The sequence below is a fragment of the Phenylobacterium sp. genome, assembly GCF_004299445.1.
Taxonomy (GTDB): domain Bacteria; phylum Pseudomonadota; class Alphaproteobacteria; order Caulobacterales; family Caulobacteraceae; genus Phenylobacterium.
In genome coordinates, this window is record NZ_SCTC01000007.1 from 39,123 (window position 1) to 62,396 (window position 23,274).

At 70.2% G+C, this 23,274-nt stretch carries 25 protein-coding genes and 1 riboswitch; of the genes, 10 read left to right on the forward strand and 15 right to left on the reverse strand.

The annotated features are described in order from the left end of the window. The first annotated feature begins 20 nt into the window (after positions 1–20). Positions 21–776 carry a hypothetical protein gene (locus tag EPN98_RS02675; protein ID WP_293359938.1) on the forward strand — a complete coding sequence of 252 codons (756 nt, stop codon included), beginning with the start codon at positions 21–23 and terminating at the stop codon, positions 774–776. On the opposite strand, the gene EPN98_RS02680 is transcribed toward EPN98_RS02675, so the two are convergent. Together EPN98_RS02680 and EPN98_RS02685 are read right to left on the reverse strand one after the other, a co-directional pair. Further along, positions 742–1,599 carry an MBL fold metallo-hydrolase gene (locus EPN98_RS02680; protein WP_293359941.1) on the reverse strand — a complete coding sequence of 286 codons (858 nt, stop codon included), beginning with the start codon at positions 1,597–1,599 and terminating at the stop codon, positions 742–744. The two genes, EPN98_RS02675 and EPN98_RS02680, sit on opposite strands and share 35 nt — an antisense overlap. A 35-nt stretch (positions 1,600–1,634) precedes the next feature. Beyond that, entirely contained in the window at positions 1,635–2,276 is a 642-nt protein-coding gene (locus tag EPN98_RS02685; protein WP_293359944.1) for an arylesterase, read from the reverse strand. 51 nt (positions 2,277–2,327) lie between these two features. On the opposite strand from EPN98_RS02685, the gene EPN98_RS02690 reads away from it, so the two are divergent. From EPN98_RS02690 to EPN98_RS02700, 3 genes are all read left to right on the forward strand, one after another. Further along, on the forward strand, positions 2,328–3,020 hold the full coding sequence (locus tag EPN98_RS02690) for an ATP-binding cassette domain-containing protein (RefSeq protein WP_293359946.1): 693 nt from the start codon (positions 2,328–2,330) through the stop codon (positions 3,018–3,020). Then, positions 3,017–5,533 (forward strand): FtsX-like permease family protein, encoded by a 2,517-nt coding sequence (locus EPN98_RS02695; protein ID WP_293359948.1) that lies wholly within the window; start codon positions 3,017–3,019, stop codon positions 5,531–5,533. Before EPN98_RS02690 ends, EPN98_RS02695 begins: the two co-directional genes overlap by 4 nt. 114 nt (positions 5,534–5,647) lie before the next feature. Then, entirely contained in the window at positions 5,648–5,854 is a 207-nt protein-coding gene (locus EPN98_RS02700) for a hypothetical protein (RefSeq protein ID WP_293359951.1), read from the forward strand. Positions 5,855–6,049: 195 nt separating this feature from the next. Here the strand turns inward: EPN98_RS02700 and thiC are convergent, their stop codons facing one another. Beyond that, complete coding sequence (gene thiC / locus EPN98_RS02705; RefSeq protein WP_293359954.1) at positions 6,050–7,885, reverse strand: phosphomethylpyrimidine synthase ThiC; 1,836 nt, start codon at positions 7,883–7,885, stop codon at positions 6,050–6,052. A gap of 38 nt (positions 7,886–7,923) precedes the next feature. After that, positions 7,924–8,031: riboswitch (TPP riboswitch) on the reverse strand. Positions 8,032–8,127: 96 nt separating this feature from the next. Between thiC and EPN98_RS02710 the strand changes: the two genes are divergently transcribed. Genes EPN98_RS02710 through EPN98_RS02725 form a run of 4 tightly spaced genes read left to right on the forward strand, consistent with a single transcriptional unit; the run spans position 8,128 to position 10,676 of the window. Next, the gene (locus EPN98_RS02710) at positions 8,128–8,547 is read left to right on the forward strand and encodes a DUF6491 family protein (protein ID WP_293359957.1); all 420 of its coding nucleotides are present in this window, start codon (positions 8,128–8,130) and stop codon (positions 8,545–8,547) included. A 16-nt stretch (positions 8,548–8,563) separates the two neighbouring features. Then, positions 8,564–8,935: a hypothetical protein gene (locus tag EPN98_RS02715; RefSeq protein WP_293359960.1), complete on the forward strand. Its 372-nt coding sequence runs from the start codon at positions 8,564–8,566 to the stop codon at positions 8,933–8,935. A 23-nt stretch (positions 8,936–8,958) separates the two neighbouring features. Beyond that, the gene (locus tag EPN98_RS02720; protein WP_293359963.1) at positions 8,959–9,975 is read left to right on the forward strand and encodes a D-cysteine desulfhydrase; all 1,017 of its coding nucleotides are present in this window, start codon (positions 8,959–8,961) and stop codon (positions 9,973–9,975) included. Beyond that, positions 9,972–10,676 (forward strand): amino acid racemase, encoded by a 705-nt coding sequence (locus EPN98_RS02725; protein ID WP_293359965.1) that lies wholly within the window; start codon positions 9,972–9,974, stop codon positions 10,674–10,676. Before EPN98_RS02720 ends, EPN98_RS02725 begins: the two co-directional genes overlap by 4 nt. A gap of 11 nt (positions 10,677–10,687) precedes the next feature. Here EPN98_RS02725 and EPN98_RS02730 read toward each other — a convergent pair whose 3' ends face one another. The 9 genes from EPN98_RS02730 to EPN98_RS02770 all read right to left on the reverse strand — a co-directional run bounded on the left by EPN98_RS02730 (position 10,688) and on the right by EPN98_RS02770 (position 19,578). Next, positions 10,688–11,884 carry an HlyD family efflux transporter periplasmic adaptor subunit gene (locus tag EPN98_RS02730; RefSeq protein WP_293359968.1) on the reverse strand — a complete coding sequence of 399 codons (1,197 nt, stop codon included), beginning with the start codon at positions 11,882–11,884 and terminating at the stop codon, positions 10,688–10,690. A gap of 2 nt (positions 11,885–11,886) precedes the next feature. Then, positions 11,887–14,253, reverse strand: coding sequence for an FtsX-like permease family protein (locus tag EPN98_RS02735; RefSeq protein WP_293359970.1), 2,367 nt, complete (start codon positions 14,251–14,253; stop codon positions 11,887–11,889). Further along, positions 14,250–14,978, reverse strand: a complete 729-nt coding sequence (locus EPN98_RS02740) for an ABC transporter ATP-binding protein (protein ID WP_293359973.1) — start codon at positions 14,976–14,978, stop codon at positions 14,250–14,252. The genes EPN98_RS02735 and EPN98_RS02740 overlap by 4 nt, the downstream gene beginning before the upstream one ends. A gap of 175 nt (positions 14,979–15,153) precedes the next feature. Continuing rightward, complete coding sequence (locus EPN98_RS02745; RefSeq protein WP_293359976.1) at positions 15,154–15,804, reverse strand: PEPxxWA-CTERM sorting domain-containing protein; 651 nt, start codon at positions 15,802–15,804, stop codon at positions 15,154–15,156. Positions 15,805–15,900: 96 nt separating this feature from the next. Next, a complete protein-coding gene (locus EPN98_RS02750; protein WP_293359979.1) occupies positions 15,901–16,752 on the reverse strand; it encodes a neutral zinc metallopeptidase in 852 nt (283 codons plus the stop codon). Further along, positions 16,752–17,096, reverse strand: coding sequence for a hypothetical protein (locus EPN98_RS02755; protein ID WP_293359982.1), 345 nt, complete (start codon positions 17,094–17,096; stop codon positions 16,752–16,754). The genes EPN98_RS02750 and EPN98_RS02755 overlap by 1 nt, the downstream gene beginning before the upstream one ends. 33 nt (positions 17,097–17,129) lie before the next feature. After that, a complete protein-coding gene (locus EPN98_RS02760; protein WP_293359984.1) occupies positions 17,130–17,693 on the reverse strand; it encodes a tetratricopeptide repeat protein in 564 nt (187 codons plus the stop codon). A gap of 100 nt (positions 17,694–17,793) precedes the next feature. Next, positions 17,794–18,675, reverse strand: coding sequence for a DMT family transporter (locus EPN98_RS02765; protein WP_293359987.1), 882 nt, complete (start codon positions 18,673–18,675; stop codon positions 17,794–17,796). 60 nt (positions 18,676–18,735) lie between these two features. After that, a complete protein-coding gene (locus tag EPN98_RS02770) occupies positions 18,736–19,578 on the reverse strand; it encodes an EamA family transporter (protein ID WP_293359989.1) in 843 nt (280 codons plus the stop codon). 65 nt (positions 19,579–19,643) lie between these two features. Here EPN98_RS02770 and EPN98_RS02775 point away from each other — a divergent pair, with 65 nt between their 5' ends. Both EPN98_RS02775 and EPN98_RS02780 read left to right on the forward strand, forming a co-directional pair. Then, positions 19,644–20,063: an MAPEG family protein gene (locus tag EPN98_RS02775; RefSeq protein WP_293359992.1), complete on the forward strand. Its 420-nt coding sequence runs from the start codon at positions 19,644–19,646 to the stop codon at positions 20,061–20,063. Between the two features lie 37 nt (positions 20,064–20,100). Next, entirely contained in the window at positions 20,101–20,886 is a 786-nt protein-coding gene (locus tag EPN98_RS02780; protein WP_293359994.1) for a cyclase family protein, read from the forward strand. A gap of 2 nt (positions 20,887–20,888) precedes the next feature. Here EPN98_RS02780 and EPN98_RS02785 read toward each other — a convergent pair whose 3' ends face one another. The 3 genes from EPN98_RS02785 to EPN98_RS02795 are packed head-to-tail and all read right to left on the reverse strand — an operon-like array spanning position 20,889 to position 23,238. After that, positions 20,889–21,269, reverse strand: a complete 381-nt coding sequence (locus EPN98_RS02785; protein WP_293360020.1) for a nuclear transport factor 2 family protein — start codon at positions 21,267–21,269, stop codon at positions 20,889–20,891. 2 nt (positions 21,270–21,271) lie between these two features. Beyond that, a complete protein-coding gene (fghA, locus tag EPN98_RS02790; protein WP_293359997.1) occupies positions 21,272–22,132 on the reverse strand; it encodes an S-formylglutathione hydrolase in 861 nt (286 codons plus the stop codon). Continuing rightward, positions 22,129–23,238, reverse strand: a complete 1,110-nt coding sequence (locus EPN98_RS02795) for an S-(hydroxymethyl)glutathione dehydrogenase/class III alcohol dehydrogenase (protein ID WP_293360000.1) — start codon at positions 23,236–23,238, stop codon at positions 22,129–22,131. Before EPN98_RS02795 ends, fghA begins: the two co-directional genes overlap by 4 nt. Positions 23,239–23,274: the final 36 nt, after the last annotated feature.

Consider the following 23,274-nt stretch of genomic DNA (forward strand, 5'->3'; position numbering starts at 1 on the left):
AGCGAATTGGTTCGGGCGTGATGTCGACTCGCACGCGCCGCGACGCGCTCCTGATTGTTCCGGCCCTCGCAGCCGCGCCCGGCGTGGCCGCCGCGCAGCATGGCGCTGGCGTGGGCGCGGTGCTGGAACGGGCGCGCGCGGCCATGGGGGGCGCCCGCGCCTGGAACGCCATCCGCGGCCTGCATGAGGTGGGGACCGAGGCGGGGCGACCGTACGAGCACTGGCTCGACTTCCTGCGCTGGGGCGAGCGGGTGGAGATCGGCGCGGGACCCGGCAAGGTGATCCAGGGCTACAATGGCTATGGCCTGTGGTGGCTGCCGCTCAGCACGCCTTGGCCGCCGGGAACCCAGCAGGAGCTGCTGGCGCGCGCCCGCTCGGACGCCTTTTTCGGCGCGTACGGCTATCTCTTCACCGGCCGCTTCGACATGCGCAGCACGCTTGTGGGCGTTCGCACCGGCGGAGGGCGGTCGTTCGACGTGGCGCGGGTTCATCCCGAGTATGGCGAGCCCCGCGAACTGTGGTTCGACCGCCGCACGGGCCTGCTGGGCCGCATCGTCGATGGGCGGGCCCACCAGCCGCGAACCCTCGAATACTCGGACTACCGCCGCGTCGGCCGCGTCCTGCTGCCGTTCCACGTCACCACGACCGGCGGCGGGCTGGCCCAGCCGCTGGAACGCCAGTTGGACAAGGTCGAGACCGTAACGCCGGACCGGGCTCTGTTCAGCCTGCCCGCCGCCCCTGTCACACCTCCAGCCGCCAGGCCTCGCCGTCCCTGACCACATGGCCGGCGCAGGGCGCGGCGAAGTGGGTGCCGATCACCAGCGTTTTCGTGCCTTCGAGGGCGCCGTAGACCCGCCGCCGGGTCGCGGTTGAGGCCTGCTTGTCGAAATCCACCTCCGCCGCCCAGTCCGGCCGGGCCAGCTGGCAGGGGTGGTGGGTGAAGTCGCCGGTGATCAGGGCGTCCTCGCCTTTCGACCGAATCCGGATCGAGACGTGGCCGGGCGTGTGCCCCAGGGTCGGCTCGAGGCTGACGTCGTCGCAGACCTGATGGTCGGTCTCGACCAGGTCGACCAGACCGGCGTCCCAGACGGGCTTCACGCTGTCGTGGAAGTAGGACTTGGAAACGTCTTCGACGCCTTCCTCCTCGGCCTGCCAGTGCTCGTACTCGGCGCGGCCGATCAGGTAGCGGGCGTTGGGGAACGTCGGGACCCACGCGCCGTCCACCAGCATGGTGTTCCAGCCCACGTGGTCCACGTGCAGGTGCGTGCACAGCACGGTGTCGATGGTCTCGCGCGCGAAGCCCGCAGCCTCCAGGTCGGCCAGGAACGTGGTCTGCAGGTGGCTCCACGGCCCCATCTCGCGCGACTTGTCGTTGCCGATGCAGGTGTCGACGATGATCCGGCGTCCGGGCGTCTCGACCACCAGCGCATGGATCGACATCTTGAGCTTGCCGCTCTGCTCGGCGAAATGCGGGTAGAGCCAGTCGATCTCGCGCACCGCCTCATAGGTGGCCTGGGGCAACAGGAACCGGGTGCCGCCGCTGGTCTCCATCTCCACGATGCGGGTGATGGTGACATCCCCGATCCGCCACTTGAGCATTCGCGTCCTCCCGCTTTGGCAGGACTGTGCCTGGGTTAGCCGCGCGCCGCCAAGGCCTTCGCGACGGTGGGGGCCAGTCGCGCGGCGATGATCGCCGCGCCGCGCGCGTTGGGGTGGATGCCGTCAGGCTGGTTCAGGCCGGGCTGGCGCGCCACGCCGTCCAGCAGGTTGGGATAGAGCGGCACGCCGTGCGCGCGGGCCACGGCGGGGAACACCGCGTTGAAATCGCGGGCGTAGCCGCCGCCCACCTCCACCGGCGCGGAGATGCCGGTGAGCACGACGCCGATCCTGCGCGACTTCAGTTTCCTGACGATCCCATCGAGGTTCGCCCGCGTCCGCTTGGGATCCTGGCCCTGCAGCAGGTCGTTGGCGCCCAGGGCCACCACCGCCAGGTCGGTGTCCTTGCGCACCGAGAAGTCCACACGGGCGAGGCCGCCGGCCGTGGTGTCGCCGCTGACGCCGGCCGCCCGGACCTGCGCCGCCACGCCGAGCTTTGTGAGCGCCAGCTGCAGCTGGTAGGGCAGCGCGCTCTTGGCCGCGAGGCCGTACCCGGCGGTGATCGAGTCGCCCAGAACGGTGACGATCCTGGTCCGCGCGGGCGCGGCCAGCGCCGGACCGGCGGCCAGCAGCAGCGGCCATGCGAGAAGGGTTCGGCGGCTATGTCTTGGCTTGGCCATGAACGTCCTATGTAAGGGACTGACGACGCCGCTCAATCCCCGGGGTTACGCTTGAACGATACGCCGCCGCTGGTCCTCGACGATGTGGGCCTGACGCTACCGTCCGCCGCAGGACCGGTGGAAATCCTGCGCAACCTCAGCCTGACACTGGCGGAAGGCGAACGTGTGGGGCTGGTGGGCCCGTCGGGCTCGGGCAAGTCGTCGCTGATCGCCGTGGCGGCGGGCCTGGAGCGGCCCAGCGCCGGGCGGGTGCAGCTGTTCGGCCAGGACCTGTCGCGGCTGGACGAAGACGGTCGCGCCAAGCTGCGGCGCGGACGGGTCAGCCTGGTGTTCCAGTCGTTCCACCTTTTGCCGAACATGACGGCCGAGGAGAACGTGGCGGCCCCCCTTGAGATCGCGCGCAAGCCCAACGCCATGGACGAGGCCCGCGCCTGGCTGGACCGCGTCGGCCTGGGCGCGCGCCGGCGCCACTACCCGCACCAGCTCTCGGGCGGCGAACAGCAGCGGGTGGCGCTGGCCCGCGCGCTGGCCCCCTCGCCGGCCCTGATCTTCGCCGACGAGCCCACCGGCAACCTCGATTCCAACAACGCCCGCCACGTCGCCGACCTGCTGTTCGAACTGGTCGAGCATACCGGGGCGGCGCTGCTGATGGTCACCCACGACAATGGGCTGGCCAAGCGGGCCCAGCGGGTCGTCACGCTGCGTGACGGCCACCCGGTGGCCCCAGCGGACGTCCCGGCGTGACCCCACTCTGGCTGCGGTTCGCGGCGCGGGAGCTGCGCAGCGGGGTCAAGGGATTCCGCATCTTCCTGGCCTGCCTAGCGCTGGGCGTGGCGGCGATCGCCGCCGCAAGCTCCACCGCCGAGGCCTTCCGGCGCGGCCTGGCCAGCGAGGCCCGCGAGATCCTGGGCGGCGACATGGCGATTTCGGCCAGCCAGCGCCGCTTCGAGCCCGGCGAACTGCAGCGCCTGGAAAGCCTGGGTCGGATCACCCGCGCCGTCGCGGCCCAGGCCATGGCCGAAGCGCCCAGCGGGGCGCGGCGGCTGGTGGAGTTGCGCGGCGTCGACAACGCCTATCCCCTGGCCGGCGACGTCACCGTTCGGGGCGCGCCGTCTCTGGCGGTCGCGCTGGAGCGCCGCGACGGGATTTGGGGCGCGGCGGTCGAACAGACCTTGCTGGACAAGCTGGGACTGAAGCTGGGCGACCGGTTCCTTGCGGGCAACGTGCCCATGCGGGTGACGGCGATCCTCGACGCCGAACCTGACCGGCTGTCCCGCGGGTTCCAGCTGGGCCCGCGGGTGCTGACCCGGCCGGGCGCCCTGGAGGAAGGCGGCTTCCTCAAACCCGGATTGCCGTTCGGCGAGACGGTGCGCGTGGCCTTGCGGCCAGGGCTGGAACTGGCGGCGGCCAAGGCCGAGGTGCGCCAGACGATGAAGGGCTTTTTCCGGGTTCGCGACCGCAACGACGCCGCGCCCGGAGTCAGCCGCATGATCGACCAGCTGGAGTACTTCCTGGGATTCATCGGCCTAGCCTCGCTGGTAGCCGGAGGCCTGGGCGTGTTCGGGGCTGTCAGCGCCTATGTGGACGGTCGCAAGCCCGCCATCGCGACGCTCAAGGCGCTGGGGGCCCAGAGCGGCCTGATCCGGGACATGTACCTGGCGCAGATCGGCTTCCTGGCGCTGGTCGGCATCGCCATCGGGTTGGCGCTGGGGGCCGCCACGCCGCTGCTCCTTGGCCAGTTCATCGCCCGCGACCTGCCCGTCCCGGCCCTGTTCGCCATCTACCCGCTCCCGCTCTTGAAGGCCGCCGCGTTTGGCGTGCTGTCAGCGGCGGCGTTCTCGCTCGCGCCGCTCGCGCGGGCCCGCACCACCCCGCCCGCAAGCCTGTTCCGCAGCGACCTGATCGGACGCGTGAGCTTCGGACCCGAGCTTGTCGGGGCGCTGCTGGCGGCGGCAGGCCTGGCCGGGCTGGCCCTGGTGACGGCGCCCACGCCGTTGGCCGCGGCGATCATGATCGCCGGCACGGCCGCCGCGTTCGCCGTGCTGTGGGGCTTCGGATGGCTGGCGGCGCTGATGGCCGGACGAATGCGCGGCGGCACGCGCGGCGCGATGCGGATTGCGCTGGCGAACCTGGCCGGCCCGCGCTCAGCGGCGCGCACCGCCGCGCCCGCCATCGGCCTGGGCGTCGCCCTGCTGGCCGCGGTGGTGCTGATCCAGTCCAGCCTTCTGCGGCAGATTTCGATCATCGCTCCGCAGACCGCGCCCGCGTTGGTCTTCACCGAAATCCCCGGCGACCGCGCCGCCGCCTTCGACGCCGAAGTGGCCCGCGCCTACGGCCGCGCGCTCACGACCGACACCTACCTCCGCGCGCCGTTCATGACCGGCCGGATCACCGCCGTCCGGGGCGAGCCCGTCGACATCGCCACGATCCCCCGGAACGCCAAGTGGGCCTATGACAACGACGTCACCGTCTCGGCCATCGGCCCCGAGCCGCCCAACGCCGGCATCCTCAAGGGGCGCTGGTGGGCCGCCGACCATGCAGGTGCGCCGTTGGTGGCCATGGGCCGCGACCCCGCCGCCGGCACATCCATCAAGGTGGGCGACACGATCACGATCCAGGTGCTGGGCCGCGACATCGACGCCAAGGTCGCGGTGATCCGGAACGTCGATTTCGGCAGCTTCGGCGCGAGCTTCCCGCTGGTGCTGACGCCCAACGCGCTTGAAGGCGCCGCGCCGCGTCAGGTGGCTATCGCAAAGGCGACCAAGGCCGAGGAACAGCGCGTGATCCGGACGCTCGGCGCGAACTTCCCGGAAGTGAACGTGATCTCGGTGCGCGAGCAGCTGGAGGCGGCCACCGAGCTCTTCGACCAGGTGGCGCTGGCCGTTCGCGGCGCGGCCGCCGTCGCGTTGCTCGCGGCGCTCCTGGTGCTGGCCGGCGCGATCGCGGCGCGAGCGCAGGAACGCACCCGCGAGGCCGCGACCCTGAAGGTCCTGGGCGCGTCGCGCGCCCAGGTGCTCAGCGCCTACGTCATCGAGTATGGCCTGGTGGGCGTGATCGCCGGAGCGGCGGGCGTGGGCCTGGGCTACGCCGCGGCCTGGCCGGTCGTGGTCCTGGTGTTCGAAGCCAAGTGGAGCGTCGACTGGGGCGGCGTGGCGGCCCTGCTGGGCGGCGCGTCGCTGCTGGCGGCGGGCGGCGGACTGCTGGCCTCGTTCCAGGCGCTCTCCAAGCGGCCGGCCCCGGCGCTGCGCAGCGAGTAGGAGGCCTGGCCGCCCAGTGCGCGACAGTGTCGCATCCCCCCGCCGGTAAGCATTTGGCATCTCGCCGATGCGCATCCTGTCGTGATTGATTGGCCTGCCGCCGGAGCCGCCAGAATGAAGTTCGAAGTCACCGCCAATGACCTGGTCGAATGGGGTTCGGCCGGCCTCGTGTTCCTGTCGGGCGCGATGACGGGGCATTACGCGGCCATCGGCATGAGCACGGTCCAGTGGGCCGGCGCCGCCGCGGCGATCCTGGGCTCGGTGACGGTGGCCGTGGCCGTTCGCGTCTGGCCGCCCCAGAGGGTGAAGGTCGAAGACTAGGCCGCATCGCGGTTCGAGGCGGGGGCGCGCCTGCGCCGCGTGCGACGGAGGCCTCGCCGTCTATCGGGGGCTGAAGCGCAAAGGCAAGATGACCAGCCACGATCGCATCGCGACCCTGGCCGAGATCAAGGCCGCAAGCGCGGCCGCCTGCAACCCGCCGCGCAAGGGAAGGACGGCTCTGAGCTGAGCTGCGCCCTATTCCGCCTTGCCCACCGGAACCAGGATCTCGCCGCCGCCTTCGCGGAACTTCTGGGCCATCTCGGCCATGCCGGTCTCGACGTCGTTCTGCTGGCGGGCGGCGTCGCGAATGTCCTGGCTGATCTTCATCGAACAGAACTTGGGGCCGCACATCGAGCAGAAGTGGGCGGTCTTGAACGCCTCCTTCGGCAGGCTTTCGTCGTGGTACTCGCGCGCCGTCTCGGGATCGATGCCCAGGTTGAACTGGTCTTCCCAGCGGAACTCGAACCGCGCCCGGCTGATCGCGTCGTCCCACATGCGCGCGCCGGGGTGACCCTTGGCCAGGTCGGCCGCGTGGGCCGCCAGCTTGTAGGTCATGACGCCCACCTTCACGTCCTCGCGGTTGGGCAGGCCCAGGTGTTCCTTGGGGGTCACGTAGCAGAGCATCGCCGTGCCGAACCAACCGATCATCGCCGCGCCGATCGCCGAGGTGATGTGGTCATAGCCCGGGGCCACGTCAGTCGTGAGCGGGCCAAGCGTGTAGAACGGGGCCTCGCCGCAGACGGCCAGCTGCTTGTCCATATTGGCCTTGATCTTGTGCATCGGCACGTGGCCGGGGCCTTCGATCATCACCTGGACATTGTGCTTCCAGGCGATCTGGGTGAGCTCGCCCAGGGTCTCCAGTTCGCCGAACTGCGCGGCGTCGTTGGCGTCGGCGATCGAGCCCGGCCGCAGGCCGTCGCCTAGCGAGAACGAGACGTCGTACGCCTTCATGATCTCGCAGATGTCTTCGAAGTGCTCGTAGAGGAAGTTCTCCTTGTGGTGCGCCAGGCACCACTTGGCCATGATCGAGCCGCCGCGGCTGACGATCCCGGTCACCCGCTTGGCGGTCAGAGGCACATAGGCCAGCCGCACGCCGGCGTGGATGGTGAAGTAGTCCACGCCCTGCTCGGCCTGCTCGATCAGGGTGTCGCGGAACACCTCCCAGGTCAGGTCCTCGGCGACGCCGTTCACCTTCTCCAGCGCCTGGTAGATCGGCACCGTGCCGATCGGGACGGGGCTGTTGCGCACGATCCAGTCGCGGATGTTGTGGATGTTGCGGCCGGTGGACAGGTCCATGACCGTGTCGGCGCCGCAGCGGATCGACCACACCATCTTGTCGACTTCGTCGGACACGTGGCTGAGGACGGCCGAGTTGCCGATGTTGGCGTTGATCTTCACCAGGAAGTTCCGGCCGATGATCATCGGCTCGAGCTCGGTGTGGTTGATGTTCGCCGGGATGATGGCGCGGCCGCGGGCGATCTCGTCGCGCACGAACTCGGGCGTCACGAAGTCAGGGATCGAGGCGCCGAAGTCCTCGCCGTCGCGGATGAAGGCATCGGTCTCGCGGCGCCGCATGTTCTCGCGGATCGCCACGTATTCCATCTCGGGCGTGACGATCCCGCGCCGGGCGTACTCCAGCTGGGTGACATTGGCGCCCGGCTTCGCGCGATAGACCCGCCGCGGCGCGGTGAACTCGGGCGCCAGGTGCGCGCCCTTGGCGAAGCCGTTGTCCTCGGGCTTCACCGCGCGCGGGTTCTCCACGATCTCGATGTCGCCGCGGCTGACCACCCACGGCTCGCGCGTCTTGGGCAGGCCCTTCTCGATGTCGATGCTGACGGCAGGGTCGGTATAGGGGCCCGAGGGATCGTACAGCGTCAGGGCCGGCTCGTTGGCCGAAGGGTGCACGGCCACCTCGCGGAACGGCACGCGGATGTCGGGCCAGATGACGCCGGGCTGGTAGACCTTCTTCGATCCCGGGCGCTCGCCCGTGGGGATGGCTGCGGGGGCCAGTTTGCCGGCAGGCTTGTTCATCGCGTGCGTCCTCAAATGACGGACGGATCACGGGCGTCGGTTGGGTGTCGGCCCTTCCCTTCGCCGGCATGACCCGGATCAGGTTCGACGGGTCGTGGGCTCGCCCACCTCTCAGCCGCCCAAGCGCGGCCCCCCGAGGATGACGAAGGTTTAGGCTTGTTGGAGGCGCCTCGCCACCACAAATGCAGACGATGATCGCTGGTGCGCGTATCATGCATCGGGGGACGAGCAGGAGAACGCCCATGAGGTTTGTTGTCATTGCCCTGGCCGTCGCCGCGGCCGCCTTTTCCAGCGCCGCGATGGCCGCGAAGCCCTCGCCGCTCGGGCCTGCCCCGGCGTCGGGCACGGGCCTGCCCGCCGGGCAATGCATCCGCAGCAGCGAGATCCGCAATCATACGGTGGGCGACCGCAACACCCTGTTGATCGACGTTCAGGGCAAGGGCGCCTATCGGGTCACGATGAAGGGCGCCTGCCTGGCCGGGGCCACGTCGTCAGACCCGATCGTCACGCGCAGTCCGCCGGGCGCCCCCCTGATCTGCAAGCCGATCGACATGGACGTGGCGATTTCCATCGGCGGGTTCGCAACCCCTTGCATCGTGGACTCCATCGTCAAGATGTCGCCCGAGGAGGTCGCCGCCCTGCCCAAGAAGCTGAAGCCTTAGTCAGGAGAGCCGCCCCATGAAGCGCTTCATCGCCGCCTTGGCTTTGGCGGCGGCGTTCGGACCCGCGGCCGTGGCCGGGACTGCCGCGCCGTTGTCCGGCGACGACTGCATCCTGGTCCGGGACATTCGAAACCACACGGTCGTCGACCAGAACACCATGCTGATGGAGGTCTTCGGCAAGGGGGTCTATCGCGTGACCACGGCTCAGGCCTGCTTCCGCAGCGCGATTTCGGCCGATCCGATCGCCTTCAACACCCGCGGCCGCGAGCGTATCTGCAAGGCCAGCCAGCTCGGCCTGCAGGCCCGCAGCGGCTATTGCGGCGCGCAGTCGATCCAAAGGCTCACCGCGGAAGAGGTCGCCGCGCTGCCCAAGACGTTGAAGCCGTAGCCGTAAGGGGATAGCGGTCGGGAATGCATCTCGCCCGCTTCAATCCCATCCGCTTCGCCCACCTGCCCACCCCGTTCGAGCCGCTGCCCGGCCTGACGGAACATCTGGCGCGTCCCGGCGGCGGCGGCCCGGCGCTGTGGATCAAGCGCGACGACTGCACCGGGCTGGCCGGCGGCGGCAACAAGACGCGAAAGCTCGAGTACCTGCTGGGCGACGCGCTCGCCAACGACGCCGACACCCTGGTCACCCAGGGGGCCATCCAGTCGAACCATGTGCGCCAGACGGCGGCCGCGGCCGCCCGCTTCGGCATGAAGTGCGAGATCATCCTGGAAGCGCGCACCGGCTCGAACGCCCAGGACTACAACCGCTCGGGCAATGTCCTGCTGGACGAGCTGCTGGGCGCGAAGGTGCGCACCGTGCCCGGCGGGACCGACATGAACGCCGAACTGGCCAAGGTCGCCGCCGAGGTGGCCGACAAAGGCGGACGGCCCTACGTGATCCCGGGCGGCGGTTCGAACGTGATAGGGGCGCTGGGCTATGTCGAATGCGCGCTGGAGCTGGTTTCCCAGGCCAACGAGGCCGGCCTCGAGATCGACCGCATTGTCACCGCCACCGGCAGCGCGGGCACCCACGCGGGCCTCGTGGCGGGCCTGGCCGTGATGGGCGCCGACATCCCGGTGCTGGGCATCGGCGTACGCGCGCCGAAGGAGACCCAGGAGGCCAACGTCTACAAGCTGGCCCGCGAAACCGCCGCGCTGCTGGGCCACGAGGATCGGGTGACGCGCGACATGGTAGTGGCCGATTGCGACTACGTGGGCGCGGGCTACGGCCTGATCGACCAGGCGGTGGTGGATGCGCTCAAGACCATCGCGCGAACCGACGGGATCCTCCTGGACCCGGTCTACACCGGCAAGGCGATGAAGGGGTTGATCGCGCTCTCGAACCGCGGCGACTTCGACGGCGAGACCGTCGTCTTCCTGCACACCGGCGGCGCGCACGGCCTGTTCGGCTACCAGTCGGAACTGGAGGGCAAGCTGTGAGCGACTCCTCGCTGACTCTGGGGGTGCTGGGCGGCATGGGCCCGGCCGCGACGGTCGAGTTCCTGGCCAAGCTGCAGGCCTACACGCCGGCCGAGAAGGACCAGGACCACATCCGGGTCATCGCCGACATCAATCCGAAGGCTCCCGACCGCAACGTGCCCGGCACGAACGCCGGCGACGTGCTGGCCGAGATGGCGGGCGCCCTGCGCGGCGCCGGCGCCGAGGTGCTGGCCATGCCATGCAACACCGCCCATGCCCACGCCGACGTGATCCAACGGGCTTCGGGCCTGCCGCTGGTCGACATGATCGAGCTGGCGGCCCGGGCGGCGGGCCAGACCGGCGCCATGCGGGTCGGCGTGCTGGGCACCAAGGGCGCGCTCAAGCTCTACCGCGAATACCTGGCCGCCCACGCCATGGGGCTGGTCGCCCTGCCGCCCGAGCGGCAGGAGGCGTTCATGCAGACCCTTTACCGGATCAAGGCCGGCGACCTGGGAGACGCGGCGACCCGCGAGATGCAAGGCTACGCCGAGGAACTGCGCAAGGCCGGCGCCGAGGTGCTGATCGCCGGCTGCACCGAGGTGCCGCTGGTCCTCGACGACCGCGACGTGCGGCTGAAGCTGGTCGACCCCGGGGACCTGCTGGCCCGCCAATGCGTCGCCGTCTGCCTGGGCTGGGAGCCCATGCCCCACGCGCCCGCCTGACGCCCGACGGCTCAGGACTTGATCTTCAGCCGCACACCGTCCTTCACGCGATCCGACGGAAACACGATCACCCGGGCGCCTGCGGCCACACCGCCGCGGATCTCGGCCTCGCGGTCGGTCATGGCCCCGACCTGCACACGGGTCAGGCGGGCCCGGCCGGCCTCGATGCGATACAGGGCCCAGCCGCCATCGGCCCGCACCAGCGCGCCCAACGGAACCTTCAGCGCATTCGGCTCCCGCCGGAGGAACACGCGACCCCAGAGCCGATAGCCCGGGCCCAGACGGGCCCACGCGTCAGGGCGTCCTGTGAATTGCAGCAGCACCAGGACCCTCTGCTCTTCGACGCCCAGCGCCGACACCTTGGTGAACGCCTGAGGCTCCACGCGACGCACGACCGCCGGCAGCACGCCCGGTCCGCCCCAGTCGAAGATCTCGGCCGCCATGCCCTCGCGGATGCGAACCGCGTCCTGCGACAGGAACTCGACCGCCGCCTCCAGGCCCGACTGGTCTGCGACCTCGACCAGCGGCGCACCGACCGTCACGGTGCGCTCGCTCTCCTGCAGCACGCGCGTGACATAGCCCGACGCCGGCGCGGTGACCTCGACCGTCTCGTCGCCGGCGGCCCCTGGACCCAGCAGGGCGGCGCGCGCGGCGGCGAGTTCGGAGCGTCGTACACCGAGGTTGGCTTCACCCGCCCGCAGCATCGCCCGCGCCGTCCGGGCGCGAGCCTCGGCGTCGTCCACCGCCTGCGCGGCGGCGAAGCCACGTTCAGACAGCGCACGCATCCGACCCCGATCGGTATCGGCTTTGCGCGCTTCAACGGCCAACTGCTCGTTCTGAGCCTCGGTGGCGGCCAGGGCTGCGCGCGCCGCCGAGACGGCGGCCTCGGCCTGGGCGCGGGCGCGCGGGTCCAGGAGATCGACGCTGGCCGGCCGTATGCGGGCGACCACGGTCCGGCCGCCGGAAATGGGATCCCCGATGTGCAGGTTCACCCGGTCGAGCCGGCCGGCGACCGGGGCCGACACCACATAGGCCTCGCGCACCCGCGCCGTTCCCTGGTCCGCGACAGCTTCGGCGATCGGCCCCCGCGTCACGACGCCCGCTTCGGCCTCCACAGGCCTTGGCGCCAGCAGCAGCGCCAGCGCGGTCACGACGATCGCCGCCCCGCCGCCCATGATCACCCAGCGCGCCCATTTGATCCTGCCCATCGCTACTCCCGGGTCTTCAGCACGGCGACCAGATCCAAAGTCCATACGCGGCGCACCACGAGGGCGGCGGCCACGCCGACGGCGATGACGTAGGCGAGCAGGGCGACCCCATAGCTGCCGGCTCCGATCACGGCCGGCAGGCGCACCTCGTCGCGCGAATAGGCGGCCACCAGTCCGTGCGACAGCCCCACGCCGCCCAGAAGGCCCAGGGGAACCGCCACCAGCGCCAGCACCACGATCTCGCCGGCGAGGATGTAGGCGCACTCCCGATGGCCGAAGCCCAGGACGTGCAGCGTGGCCAGGTCGCGCGCCCGCTCGGAGAACGAGATACGGCAGGCGTTGTAGGCGACCCCGAACGCGATGGCCGCGGCGAAGGCCACGAAGAAGCTGATGGTCACCTGGAACGCCTCGGCCATGGCCTGGCGCCAGCCCGCAACAGTTTCCTCCCGCGACGAGGCGCCGACGATGGTCGGAACGCGCTCCACAGCGCGATAGAAGTCCGCGCGCTGGTCGGCGGCGACCAGCAGTTGAGCCGAGTCGATCACGTCGCCCTCCGCCATCAACCGGTTCAACTCCCGCCGTGGCATGTAGGCCGTAAGGCCGCTGAAGTCCCGGGCGAGGCCGGTGACGGGCAGGTCGGCGATCGGCCCTCGCCCGTCCACGACCGCCACGCGAACCACGTCGCCGGGCGCCACGGATAGACGCTCGGCCAGCGCCTCGCCGATGACCAGGCCGCCTCCCTTGAAAGGAACCCTCTGGTCCCGGGCGTCGAGAGGCCGGCTGAACTGGGAGTCGGGATCGAGGCCCACAAGACGAACGCGCTCCTCGCGCCCGCCCGCCTGCAGGCGAGCGCCGACCGAGCGTACGCCTTCCGCCGCGTAGACCGCCGGCAGGCGGGTCGCATCCGCCAGCGCGCTCCGCGAGACCGGCTCGGCGAAACTGACGGCCTCGCTCCAGCTCTGAGCGCGGTAGTAGGTGCGATCGATCACGGCATCCAGGCTGTCGAACAGGAACTGCGTGCCCACCAGCAGCGCCAGGCTGGCGGCCATGCCGACGGCCGTGAGCACCGAGCGGAGCGGGAAGCGCGCGAGGCTGCGCACGATCATGCGGGTCGCCTGATCGATCGCGTGCGACGGCAGTCGATCAAGCCAGCCTTTGCGATACGACGTGGGTCGCGGCGGCTGCATCGCGACGGCCGGCGACAACGCCGCCGCACGGCGCGCGGCGCCGGCCGCGCCGCCGAGCGCGGCCGCGACCGCCACCAGCGAGGCCAGGACGAAGGCCGGCCCGTGAAACTGCGGCTCGAGCACCGGAAAGCGGAAGTACTGGCGGTATTGCTCCACGATGGCGGCCGCCAGCCCGACGCCGAGAAGACTGCCGCCGACAGCCCCCGCTGCGGCGATCGCCGCCGCAAGCTTCAGATAGGGCGCAGCCGCCGCGACGCGCCCGTAGCCGAACGCCTTGAGAAGCCCGATCTGCTCGCGCTCGATCTCGACCAGTCGGGTGACCACCAGATTGACCAGGGCCGCGGCCACCAGGAGGAACACTGGCGGCAGCACGGTGGCCGAGGTCGAGAGCTCTCGAAGCTCGGCGCTCAGGAACTTGTCCGAGGGCTGGTCAGCACGGACGTAGGAGGCGCGCCCGCCGTACGGCGCCAGCAGCCGATCGAGGTCGGCCAGCACAGCGGGGGCGGACGCGCCCGGCGCCAGGGTCAGCGCCACCTCGTTGAATGCGCCCGCCATCCCAGCCGCGCGCTCGACCGCGCGCCGCGGCGCCCAGATCACCGCCTGATGCGCATCGTCGGGCATCAGGGATTCCGGGGCCGGCACGTAGACGTGCTGAGGCGACAGGACAGCGCCCACCACCCGGAAGGTGAACGACCGGCCCGCGACGACCGCTGTCAGCCGGTCCCCCAGCCGCACTCCGGAGGCGTCGAGGAATGCGGACAGCGCCACCGCCTCGTCGCTTCGCGTCGGGTCGGGCATCCGGCCTCGGACCAGCCGGACCCGGTTCAGCGCGCGTTGAGGATCGTCCGGCAGCGAGATCAGGCGCGCGACCGCGGGGCGGCTGAGCCCCGGCACGTCCATCAGCCCGGCCTCCTGTATTCGAACGTCGGCCGCAGTGACGCCGTCGATGCGAAGCAAGGCGCCGGCGAGGGACGTCGGCGCGCGACGGGCGTGGGCGAACACGTCGGCGAAGGCGGTCTCGGCGTAGAACGCCTCCTGCGCGCGGACCAGCACGCGCTGGGCCGAGTACGCCATAACGGCCACCGAGACGCCGCAGGCGATGAGCAGCGCGATGGCCGCTACCTGCCAGCGCAGCCGCCACAGATCGCGCAGCAGCTTCCGATCCAGCGGCGAGGGCTTCACCACGCCATCTCCGACGGCGCGACCTTGGTGGTGTTGCGGGCGATGCCCGCGATGCGCCCGTCGCGGAAGCGGATGACGCGGTCCGCCATCGCGCCGATCTCGGTGTTGTGCGAGACGATCATGGTCGTCGCGCCCACCTCCCGGCTCACCGAGGCGATCGCCTCGAGAACACGAACGCCGCTCTCGCTGTCGAGCGATCCGGTCGGCTCGTCGCAGAACAGCAGCTCGGGCCGCTTGGCGATCGCGCGCGCCACCGCCACCCGCTGCTGTTCGCCTCCGGAAAGCTGCGCCGGGAAGTGGTTGAGTCGCTCCGCCAGTCCCACCCGCGCCAGCGCTTCCTCGGGCGGCATGGGGTTGGCGGCGATCTCGGTGATCAGCGCGACGTTCTCGAGAGCGGTCAGGCTCGGGACCAGATTGAAGAACTGGAAGATGAAGCCCACCGACGCGCGCCGATAACGGGTCAGTTCGGCGTCGCTCGCCGCAGTGATGTCCAGGTCGTGAAAGCGCGCCGTCCCCGACGTCGCGCGGTCGAGACCGCCCAGGATATTGAGCAGCGTCGACTTTCCAGAGCCGGAGGGGCCCAGCAGGACCAGCGTCTCGCCCTTGAGGATCTCCAGGTCCACGCCGCGCAGCGCGTGCACCTCTCCAGCCCCGGTCGCATAGACCTTGGCCAGCCCCCGGATATCGAAGGCGGTCACAGGCGCGGCGGCTTCCTGGCTCAGCATGGCGTCCCACTCGAGGTGGCGGGAAGCCTAGGCCCTGATGGCCCTACCCGTCTTGATCCACGTCAGCACAGCCCTGGCCCGCCAACGCGTCGCCGTCTGCCTGGGCTGGGAGCCGGCGTCCCACGTGCGTGGTCGAGAGAGCGACCGGGGTGCGCCCGGCCGCCCCTGAGGCCGATCAGGCCAGGATCATCCGGCGACGGCGCACCATCGCGCCCACGCCGCCGAAGCCCATGATCATGAGCGCCCACGCGCCGGGTTCCGGCACCGCGCCCGCCTGCAGGGCGACGTTGTCGACCAGCAGGGCGGACGACATGCTGTTGTCGCCGTTGTTCCGCACGCCCGCTTCGAGGGTGTACTGGCCCGGGCCGAGGTTGGCGCTGAAGTGGGTCCAGCCGGTCGCGCCGTAGTCGCCGACACTGCCGACGCTGGCCGAGAACACGGTCTGCGACGTGTTGATGTCGAAGATCCGCACGTAGCTGTCGTCGTCATAGGGCATGTAGTCGAAAGCCAGGAACGCCGCGTCGCCCGAGAGCGTGCCGGCGGTCAGCAGGGTGAAGGTCTGGCTGAGCGTGGTGAAGATGCCCTCGCCCACACCGGCATCGAGGCGGGCGAACACGTCGCCGTCGGTCGCCGTATAGTTGGCGCCCTGCGAGCTGCCGGCCGAGCCGACCACGGAGAGGAAGCCGTTCGTGGTCCAGCCGCTAAAGTCGAGCGTCTCGAAGCTGCCGTTGTCCAGAGCCAGCGCCTGGCCGCCCGCCATCGACAGTCCGACTGCAAGGGCGCCCGCCGCGAGGAGATTGCGAATGTTCATGGTGTCGTCGCTCAACGTCTATCCGCAGGGGACCACCCCCAAACGTCGGACGGACACTCTGCAAACACCTTGCCAGTCGCGGATGTCTCGATTTGACGCGCCCGGCAGCCTCTAGAGGCGATCCGCGCCGAACGTGTCGCACGCGCCCGGGTCGCCGGACTGCGCGCCCTTCCGGAACCAGCGCATGCGCTGTTCCGAACTGCCGTGGGTGAAGGCGTCGGGCATGACCTGGCCCTGCGACCGGCGCTGCAGCGTGTCGTCGCCCACCGCCGCGGCGGCGCGCAGGCCGTCCTCGATGTCGCGGGGGTCCAGCGCGACCTGCCCGCCCGAGACGGCCGAGGCGTTGGCCGCCCAGACCCCGGCATAGCAGTCCGCCTGCAGCTCCAGCCGCACTGAGCCGCTCTCGGCGCCCTTGGCGCCCATCCGCTGCGCCCGCTCGGAGGCGCCGGTCAGGTTCTGAACGTGGTGGCCGATCTCGTGCGCGATCACATAGGCCCGCGCCGCCTCGCCGCCCGCGCCGAACTTGGTCTCCAGCTCCTGCCAGAACGACAGGTCCAGATAGACCTTGCGATCGGCCGGGCAATAGAACGGACCCATCGCGGACTGGCCCATCCCGCATCCGGTGCCGGTGGCCTGATCGTAGATCACGATCGAGTCCGGCGGACGGTAGGTCTGGCCGGCCTCCTTGAACTTCAGCGTCCAGACCTGGTCGACGTTGGTCGACACCACGTCCACAAAGCGGCCGGCCTCGTCGGCGGGCGTGCCGCGCGCACCTTCCTGCTGCTGGGCCTGGGGCGAGACGCTGTTGACGACGCCCATGGTGGTGGACGGATCGATGCCGAAGAAGAAGTAGCCCGCCAGCGCCAGCACCACGCCGCCGATCCCCATGCCGCCAGTGGCCACCGCGCCCAGCCCGCGCCGGTCCTCGATGTTGCCGCCGCCCTCGCCGCCCTGCCAGCGCATCAGCGACGGTTTCCGGCGGCGGCCTGGACTCGCCGGTTGGACTCGGCAAGCGCGGCGTCGGAGATCGAAGGAAACGCCGGCGTCACAACGGCGGCGGCGCGCACGGAGGGTTCGTAGCGAAGTTCAGACACGCGGGGCGCACTCCTCTGCAGGTCGGCCGCGCCCTGCTCGGCCCGCAGCCGGGCCTCCAGAGCCATCAGTTGGTTGGACTGGTCGATCAAGCGCCGCTGGGCCGCCTCCTGCTGGGCCCGCAGCTCGTCCAGCTGGAACTGCGACGACAGGGGCTGGGCCGCCGCCGGCGCGGCGACGGACAGGGCGAGAAGCGCAGCGATGGGAAGGCGCATGAGCGTGACCATGCGCGACCAACGACTTCGAGGCTAGCGGCGTTCCACGGTGTAGCGGGCCAACTCCCGGCTGGGCTGCTCCCAGGTCGGCGCCAGCTCCAGGGCCTTGCGGAAGTCGAAATAGGCAGCCTTGAGGTTGTCGAGCCCCTCATAGGCGAGCGCGCGGTTGAAGTAGGCCTTCTCCGGCTCCTCCACCCCCATCTCCAGCGCCTTGTTGATGTCGGCCAGGCCCTCGGCGTAGCGCCGGGCGCCCACATGGGCCGCACCTCGGTTCACATAGGCCTCGCCGATGTCGGATTTGGTCTCGATCGCACGGTTGAAGTCGAACATCGCCGAGGCGAACTCCTTGCGCCGCAGCTTCAGGACTCCGCGATTCACGTAGGTCCCGGCGCGGTCGCGCAGGCTGAGCAGTTCGGTGTCCAGGGCCATGGTGCACAGGTCCTCGGACTTGGAGTCCGAGAGTCCGGTCAGCGCGGCCACCGAGCATTGGCGGGCCATGCCGCTGCCCAGGACGGTGACGGCGGCCTGTGCGCCGGACGCGGCGGCCAGCAGCGCCGCGCCGGCGGCGAAGGCGAGAAGATGCGAGGTCTTGAGCATGGGGGAGCGCTCCGGAGCCTGAGGGATTTGCCCGTGAGGGTCCGCCTGTAACGACGTTGTGTCAATTCAACCCTGAGGCATCGCGCGCCGCGAACACGGGTTATCGCGAGCGGAAGCGCTGCAGTTCGCGGTTCAGGATGTAGACGCCGCTGCCCGCCACGATCACCGCCCCCACCAGGGTCAGCGGATGCGGCAGCTCGCCCCAGATCACCAGGCCCAGACCCGTGGCCCAGATCAGCTGAGTGTAGTCGAACGGCGCGATCACCCCGATAGGGGCCTGCCTCAGCGCCTCAGTCAGGAACAGCTGCCCCACCCCACCGATCAGGCCGGCCACGATCAGGAGGCCCAGGGTCATGGGGTCGGGTGTCACCCAGTGGAACATCGACCCCACGGCGCCCAGCACGACGCCGCCCAGGGTGAAGTAGAAGACGATGGTTGGGCCTTTCTCGGTGTCCGAGATCTGGCGGATGGCCACCATGGCGCCAGCCGCGCCCAGGGCCGACAGGATGCCCAGCGTGACCCCCGGAACGTTCATCTCGCCCGGCACAGGGCGGGCCATGATCAGCACGCCGATGAAGCCCACGAACACCGCCGCCCAGCGGTGACGGCCCACCTTTTCCGACAAGAGCAGCGCCGACAGCGCGGTCATGAACAGCGGCGAGGTGAACTGCAGCGCCGTGGCCTCGGTCAGCGGCAGGTACTGAACCGCCGAGAAGCCGCAGACCATGCCGGTCAGGCCCACGGTCGCCCGGATCAGATGCCCGAACGGCCGCTGGGTCTTCAGCACGCTGAAGCCGGTGGTGCGCGCGATGTAGAGGCCCAGCGGCACGAACGCGAACAGGTTGCGGAAGAAGATGATCTCGAAGACCGGGATGCCTCGCTCGCCGGTGAACTTCACCAGCGCCGACAGGCAGGCCATGCACGCCATCGCCGCCACGCGGAAGGCGATGCCGAGGGCGACGTTCTGGGCGGGCGCGGTCACGGGCGCCCTTAGGCGGGACGATGGGCGCCTCCGTCAACCGCCACCTTCGCCGCAGCGGCTTCAGAGCCGCATGACGATCACGCCACAGACGATCGCGATGGCCGCCGCCCAGCGCCAGCGCCCCGCCGGCTCCTTCAACAGGAACACGCCGATCAGCATGGCGAACAGCACGCTGGTCTCGCGCAGCGCGGTGACCAGCGCCACCGGCGCGCGGGTGAAGGCCCAAAGCACGATCCAGTACGAGCCCAGCGACAGGGCGCCGGCGGGCAGCCCCGTCCGCCAGCCCTGGAACAGCACCGCCGGCGCGCGCGGCCCGCGGGTCGCCATCGCATAGGCCAGCATCACCAGCCCGTCGGCCACGAACATCCAGAGGGCGAACGATGTCGCCGACCCCGCGATCCGCGCGCCCTGGGCGTCGGCCAGCGAGTAGGCCGCCACGAACCCAGCCGTGCCCAGGGCGTAGACCAGCGCAGGCCCCGGCAACCTGCCCAGGCCGGGGCCGCCTCGGAACGCCATCAGCGCGACGCCGCCCGCGATCAGCGCCACGGCCAGCGCGCCGGCCGGCGGCAGCGCCTCGTTCAGCAGGACGATCCCGCCCAGCGCCACCAGCGGCGGCGCCGCGCCGCGGGCCAGCGGATAAACCTGCGACAGATCTCCGTGCTGGTAGGCGCGGATCAGGAACAGCTTGTAGCCCGTGTGCAGCAGCGCCGAGCCTACCACCCAGGGCCAGGCCGCAGCCGCGGGCATCGGGAAGAACGGCAGGAGCAGGAGCGCCAGCCCGCTCTGGGTCATCGACAGCACCAGGATCGACGAGAACCGGTCCAGGCCCACGCGCACCACGGCGTTCCAGCCCGCATGCATCAGCGCAGCGACCAGGACGGCGGCGAAGGCGACAGTGTCCAACGGCTTGCCTCGGTGCGCGGCGGGGCGCTCACTGTCGGCCAAAAGAAGGATTCGGGGGAACGCCGATGTCGCAAACGATTCTGCAGCCCGTCGTCGCGCTGCTCGCCTGGTCGATGGTCATGTGGGCCTGGCTCTACGCCACGCGCATCCCGGCCATCGCGAAGGCCAAGGTGGCGATGGAGCCGTCGATGACCACCGCCGACCTGAACCAGCACCTGCCCGCCAGCGTCCGGTGGAAGGCCGACAACTACAACCACCTGATGGAGCAGCCGACGCTGTTCTATGCGGTGGCGCTGACCCTGGCGCTCCTGGACCAGGGGCACGGCGTGAACACCTGGATAGCGTGGGGCTACGTGGCCTTGCGCGTCGTGCACAGCCTGGTCCAGGCGCTGACCAACGTGATCCTGGTGCGCTTCCTGGTGTTCATGGTGAGCTCGCTCGCCCTGCTGGCGCTGGTGCTGCACGCCGCGTTGGCGGTGTTCTAGCCGCGAGGCTAAGCTCTCGAAAAATGGGAGGCCGCACGTGGCGCGCAAGCTGGTCGATCTGTCGATCCCGATCACGAACGACATCGTCTCCGACCCGGAGGTAATGCGGCCGCAGGTCACCTACTCCCGCCACAAGGAGACGGTGGGCCAGATCGCCTCGTTCTTCCCCGGCCTGACCGCCGAGGACCTGCCCGACGGCGAGGGCTGGGCGGTGGAGCAGGTGCGGCTGTCCACCCACAACGGCACCCACATGGATGCCCCGTGGCACTTCCATTCCACCACCGACCAGGCCGGGACCAGCCGTGCGGCGCCGACCATCGACGAGGGCCCGCTCGAGTATTTCCTCCAGCCCGGCGTGAAGCTGGACTTCCGCCATTTCGAGGACGGCTATGTCGCCACCGCCGCCGACGTCGAGGCCGAGCTCAAACGCATCGGCCATGAGCTCCAGCCGCTGGATATCGTGTTGGTCAACACCGCCGCCGGCGCCGCCTACGGCGACCCGAACTACATCCACAAGGGCTGCGGCATGGGCGAGGAAGCGACCCTCTACCTCACCGAGCGCGGCGTGAAGGTGGTGGGCACCGACGCCTGGTCCTGGGACGCGCCGTTCTCGCACACGGCGAAGAAGTGGGCCGAAACCCACGACCCCAAGATCATCTGGGAAGGCCACAAGGCCGGCCGCCTGCGCGAGTATTACCAGATCGAGAAGCTGACCAACCTGGAGGCGCTGCCCGCCGACGGGTTCACGCTGTCGTGCTTCCCGGTGAAGATCGCGGGGGCGTCGGCGGGCTGGATTCGCGCGGTGGCGATCTTCGATAGCTGAGGCTATCCCGCTGTCGTCTGCCGCGCATAGTCTTCGGCGTCGAACCAGCCGCGGGAGAGCCTCACCAATCCCGCGTCGTCCAGATCCCACTCCTCCCAACCGACCACTTCCAGCCGGTTGCCGGTCGCCGCGTGGGTTCCGGTGAAAGTCCACAGGTAGACCACGTGCCTGCCGGATGCGCGGACTCCGTCGCAGGCGAGCGACAGGTCCGGCACATCGGCGAAAAAGCCGGCGGCCATCTCGGCGACGCCCGCGCGACCCGTCCAGGGCGGGCCGCCATTGATGATGATGACACCGTCTTCGGTGAAGAACGCCGCGACCGCCTCAGGCCGGCCCGTGTTCCACCCAGCGGTGTAGGCCGCCGCGATCGCCCGGGGGTCCATCGTCACGATGTCACGCCCTGGAGCCGTTCGGCGTGCCAGCGAAGGTGGTCCTCCATGAAGCTGGCGATGAAATAATAGCTGTGGTCGTAGCCGGGCTGGCGGCGGAGCGTCAGGCGCACGCCGGCCTTGCGGCAGGCGGCCTCGAGCAGGTCCGGCTTCAGCTGGCCTTCGAGGAAGTTGTCGGCCTCGCCCTGGTCGACCAGCAGCTCGGGCACGCGCGCGCCGTCGTCCAGCAAAGCGGTGGCGTCGTACCGGCGCCACGCGGCGCGATCCGGGCCCAGGTAGCCGCCCAGCGCCTTCTCGCCCCACGGGCAGCGCATGGGCGAGCTGATCGGCGCGAAGGCCGAGACCGATTTCCAGCGGCCGGGAGTCTTCAGCGCCAGCGTCAGCGCGCCGTGCCCGCCCATCGAGTGGCCCGTCAGGCCTTGGCGAGCCATGTCGACCGGGAAGTTCGCGGCGATCACCTCCGGCAGCTCGGAGACGATGTAGCTCTCCATCCGGTAGTTCGCCGCCCACGACGCCTGGGTGGCGTCCACGTAGAAGCCCGCGCCCAGGCCGAAGTCGTAGGCGCCCTCGGGGTCGTCGGGCACGCCCTCGCCCCGGGGACTGCTATCCGGCGCCACGAAGATCAGGCCCAGCTCGGCGCACGCCCGCTGGAACTGGCCCTTCTCGGTGACATTGGCGTAGGTGCAGGTCAGGCCCGACAGGTACCAGACCACCGGCAGCCGGGCTCCCGCCTCGGCCGCCTGGGGCGGCAGGAAGACGCTGAAGGTCATCGGCGTCTTCGTCTCGCGGCTCTGGTGGCGATAGACCCCCTGGACGCCGCCGAACATGCGGTTGGTGGAGACCGTCTCCAGGCTCAATAGACCACCACCGAACGGATGCTCTCGCCGGCGTGCATGAGGTCGAAGGCCTTGTTGATGTCTTCCAGCGGCATCTTGTGGGTGATCATCGGGTCGATCTGGATCTTCCCGTCCATGTACCACTCGACGATCTTCGGCGTGTCGGTGCGGCCGCGCGCGCCGCCGAAGGCCGTGCCCTTCCACACCCGGCCGGTGACCAGCTGGAAGGGCCGCGTGGCGATCTCCTTCCCGGCCTCGGCCACGCCGATGATGATGCTCTCGCCCCAGCCGCGGTGGCAGGCCTCCAGCGCCTGGCGCATGACGGTGGTGTTGCCGGTGGCGTCGAAGGTGTAGTCGGCGCCGCCGTCGGTCAGGGCCACCAGATGGGCGACGATGTCGCCATCAATGGTCTTGGGGTTCACGAAGTGGGTCATGCCGAACTTGCGGCCCCAGTCCTCGCGCGCCGGGTTGATGTCGACGCCCACGATCATGTTGGCGCCCACCATCTTCAGGCCCTGGATCACGTTCAGGCCGATGCCGCCCAGGCCGAAGACGACGCAGTTGGCGCCCGGCTCCACCTGGGCCGTGTTGACCACCGCGCCCACGCCCGTGGTGACGCCGCAGCCCACGTAGCAGGCGGTGTCGAACGGCGCGTCCTTGCGGATCTTGGCCACCGCGATCTCTGGCAGGACCGTGTAGTTCGAGAACGTCGAGCAGCCCATGTAGTGGTAGATCGGCTGGCCCTTGTAGCTGAACCGGCTTGTGCCATCGGGCATCAGGCCCTTGCCCTGGGTCGCGCGGATCGCCGTGCAGAGGTTGGTCTTGCGGGAAAGGCAGCTTTTGCACTGCCGGCATTCCGGCGTGTAGAGCGGGATCACGTGGTCGCCCACCGCGACGCTGGTCACGCCCGGTCCCACCTCGACCACCACGCCCGCGCCCTCATGGCCCAGGATCGACGGGAACAGGCCCTCGCTATCGAGGCCGTCCAGCGTGTAGGCGTCGGTGTGGCAGATGCCCGTAGCCTTGATCTCGACCAGCACCTCGCCGGCGCGCGGACCCTCCAGGTCCACCTCCACGATCTCCAGCGGCTTCTTGGCCTCGAAGGCGACAGCGGCGCGCGTCTTCATGGGTTTTCCCTCGACTCGTTCGGCGGCGGGCGCCTT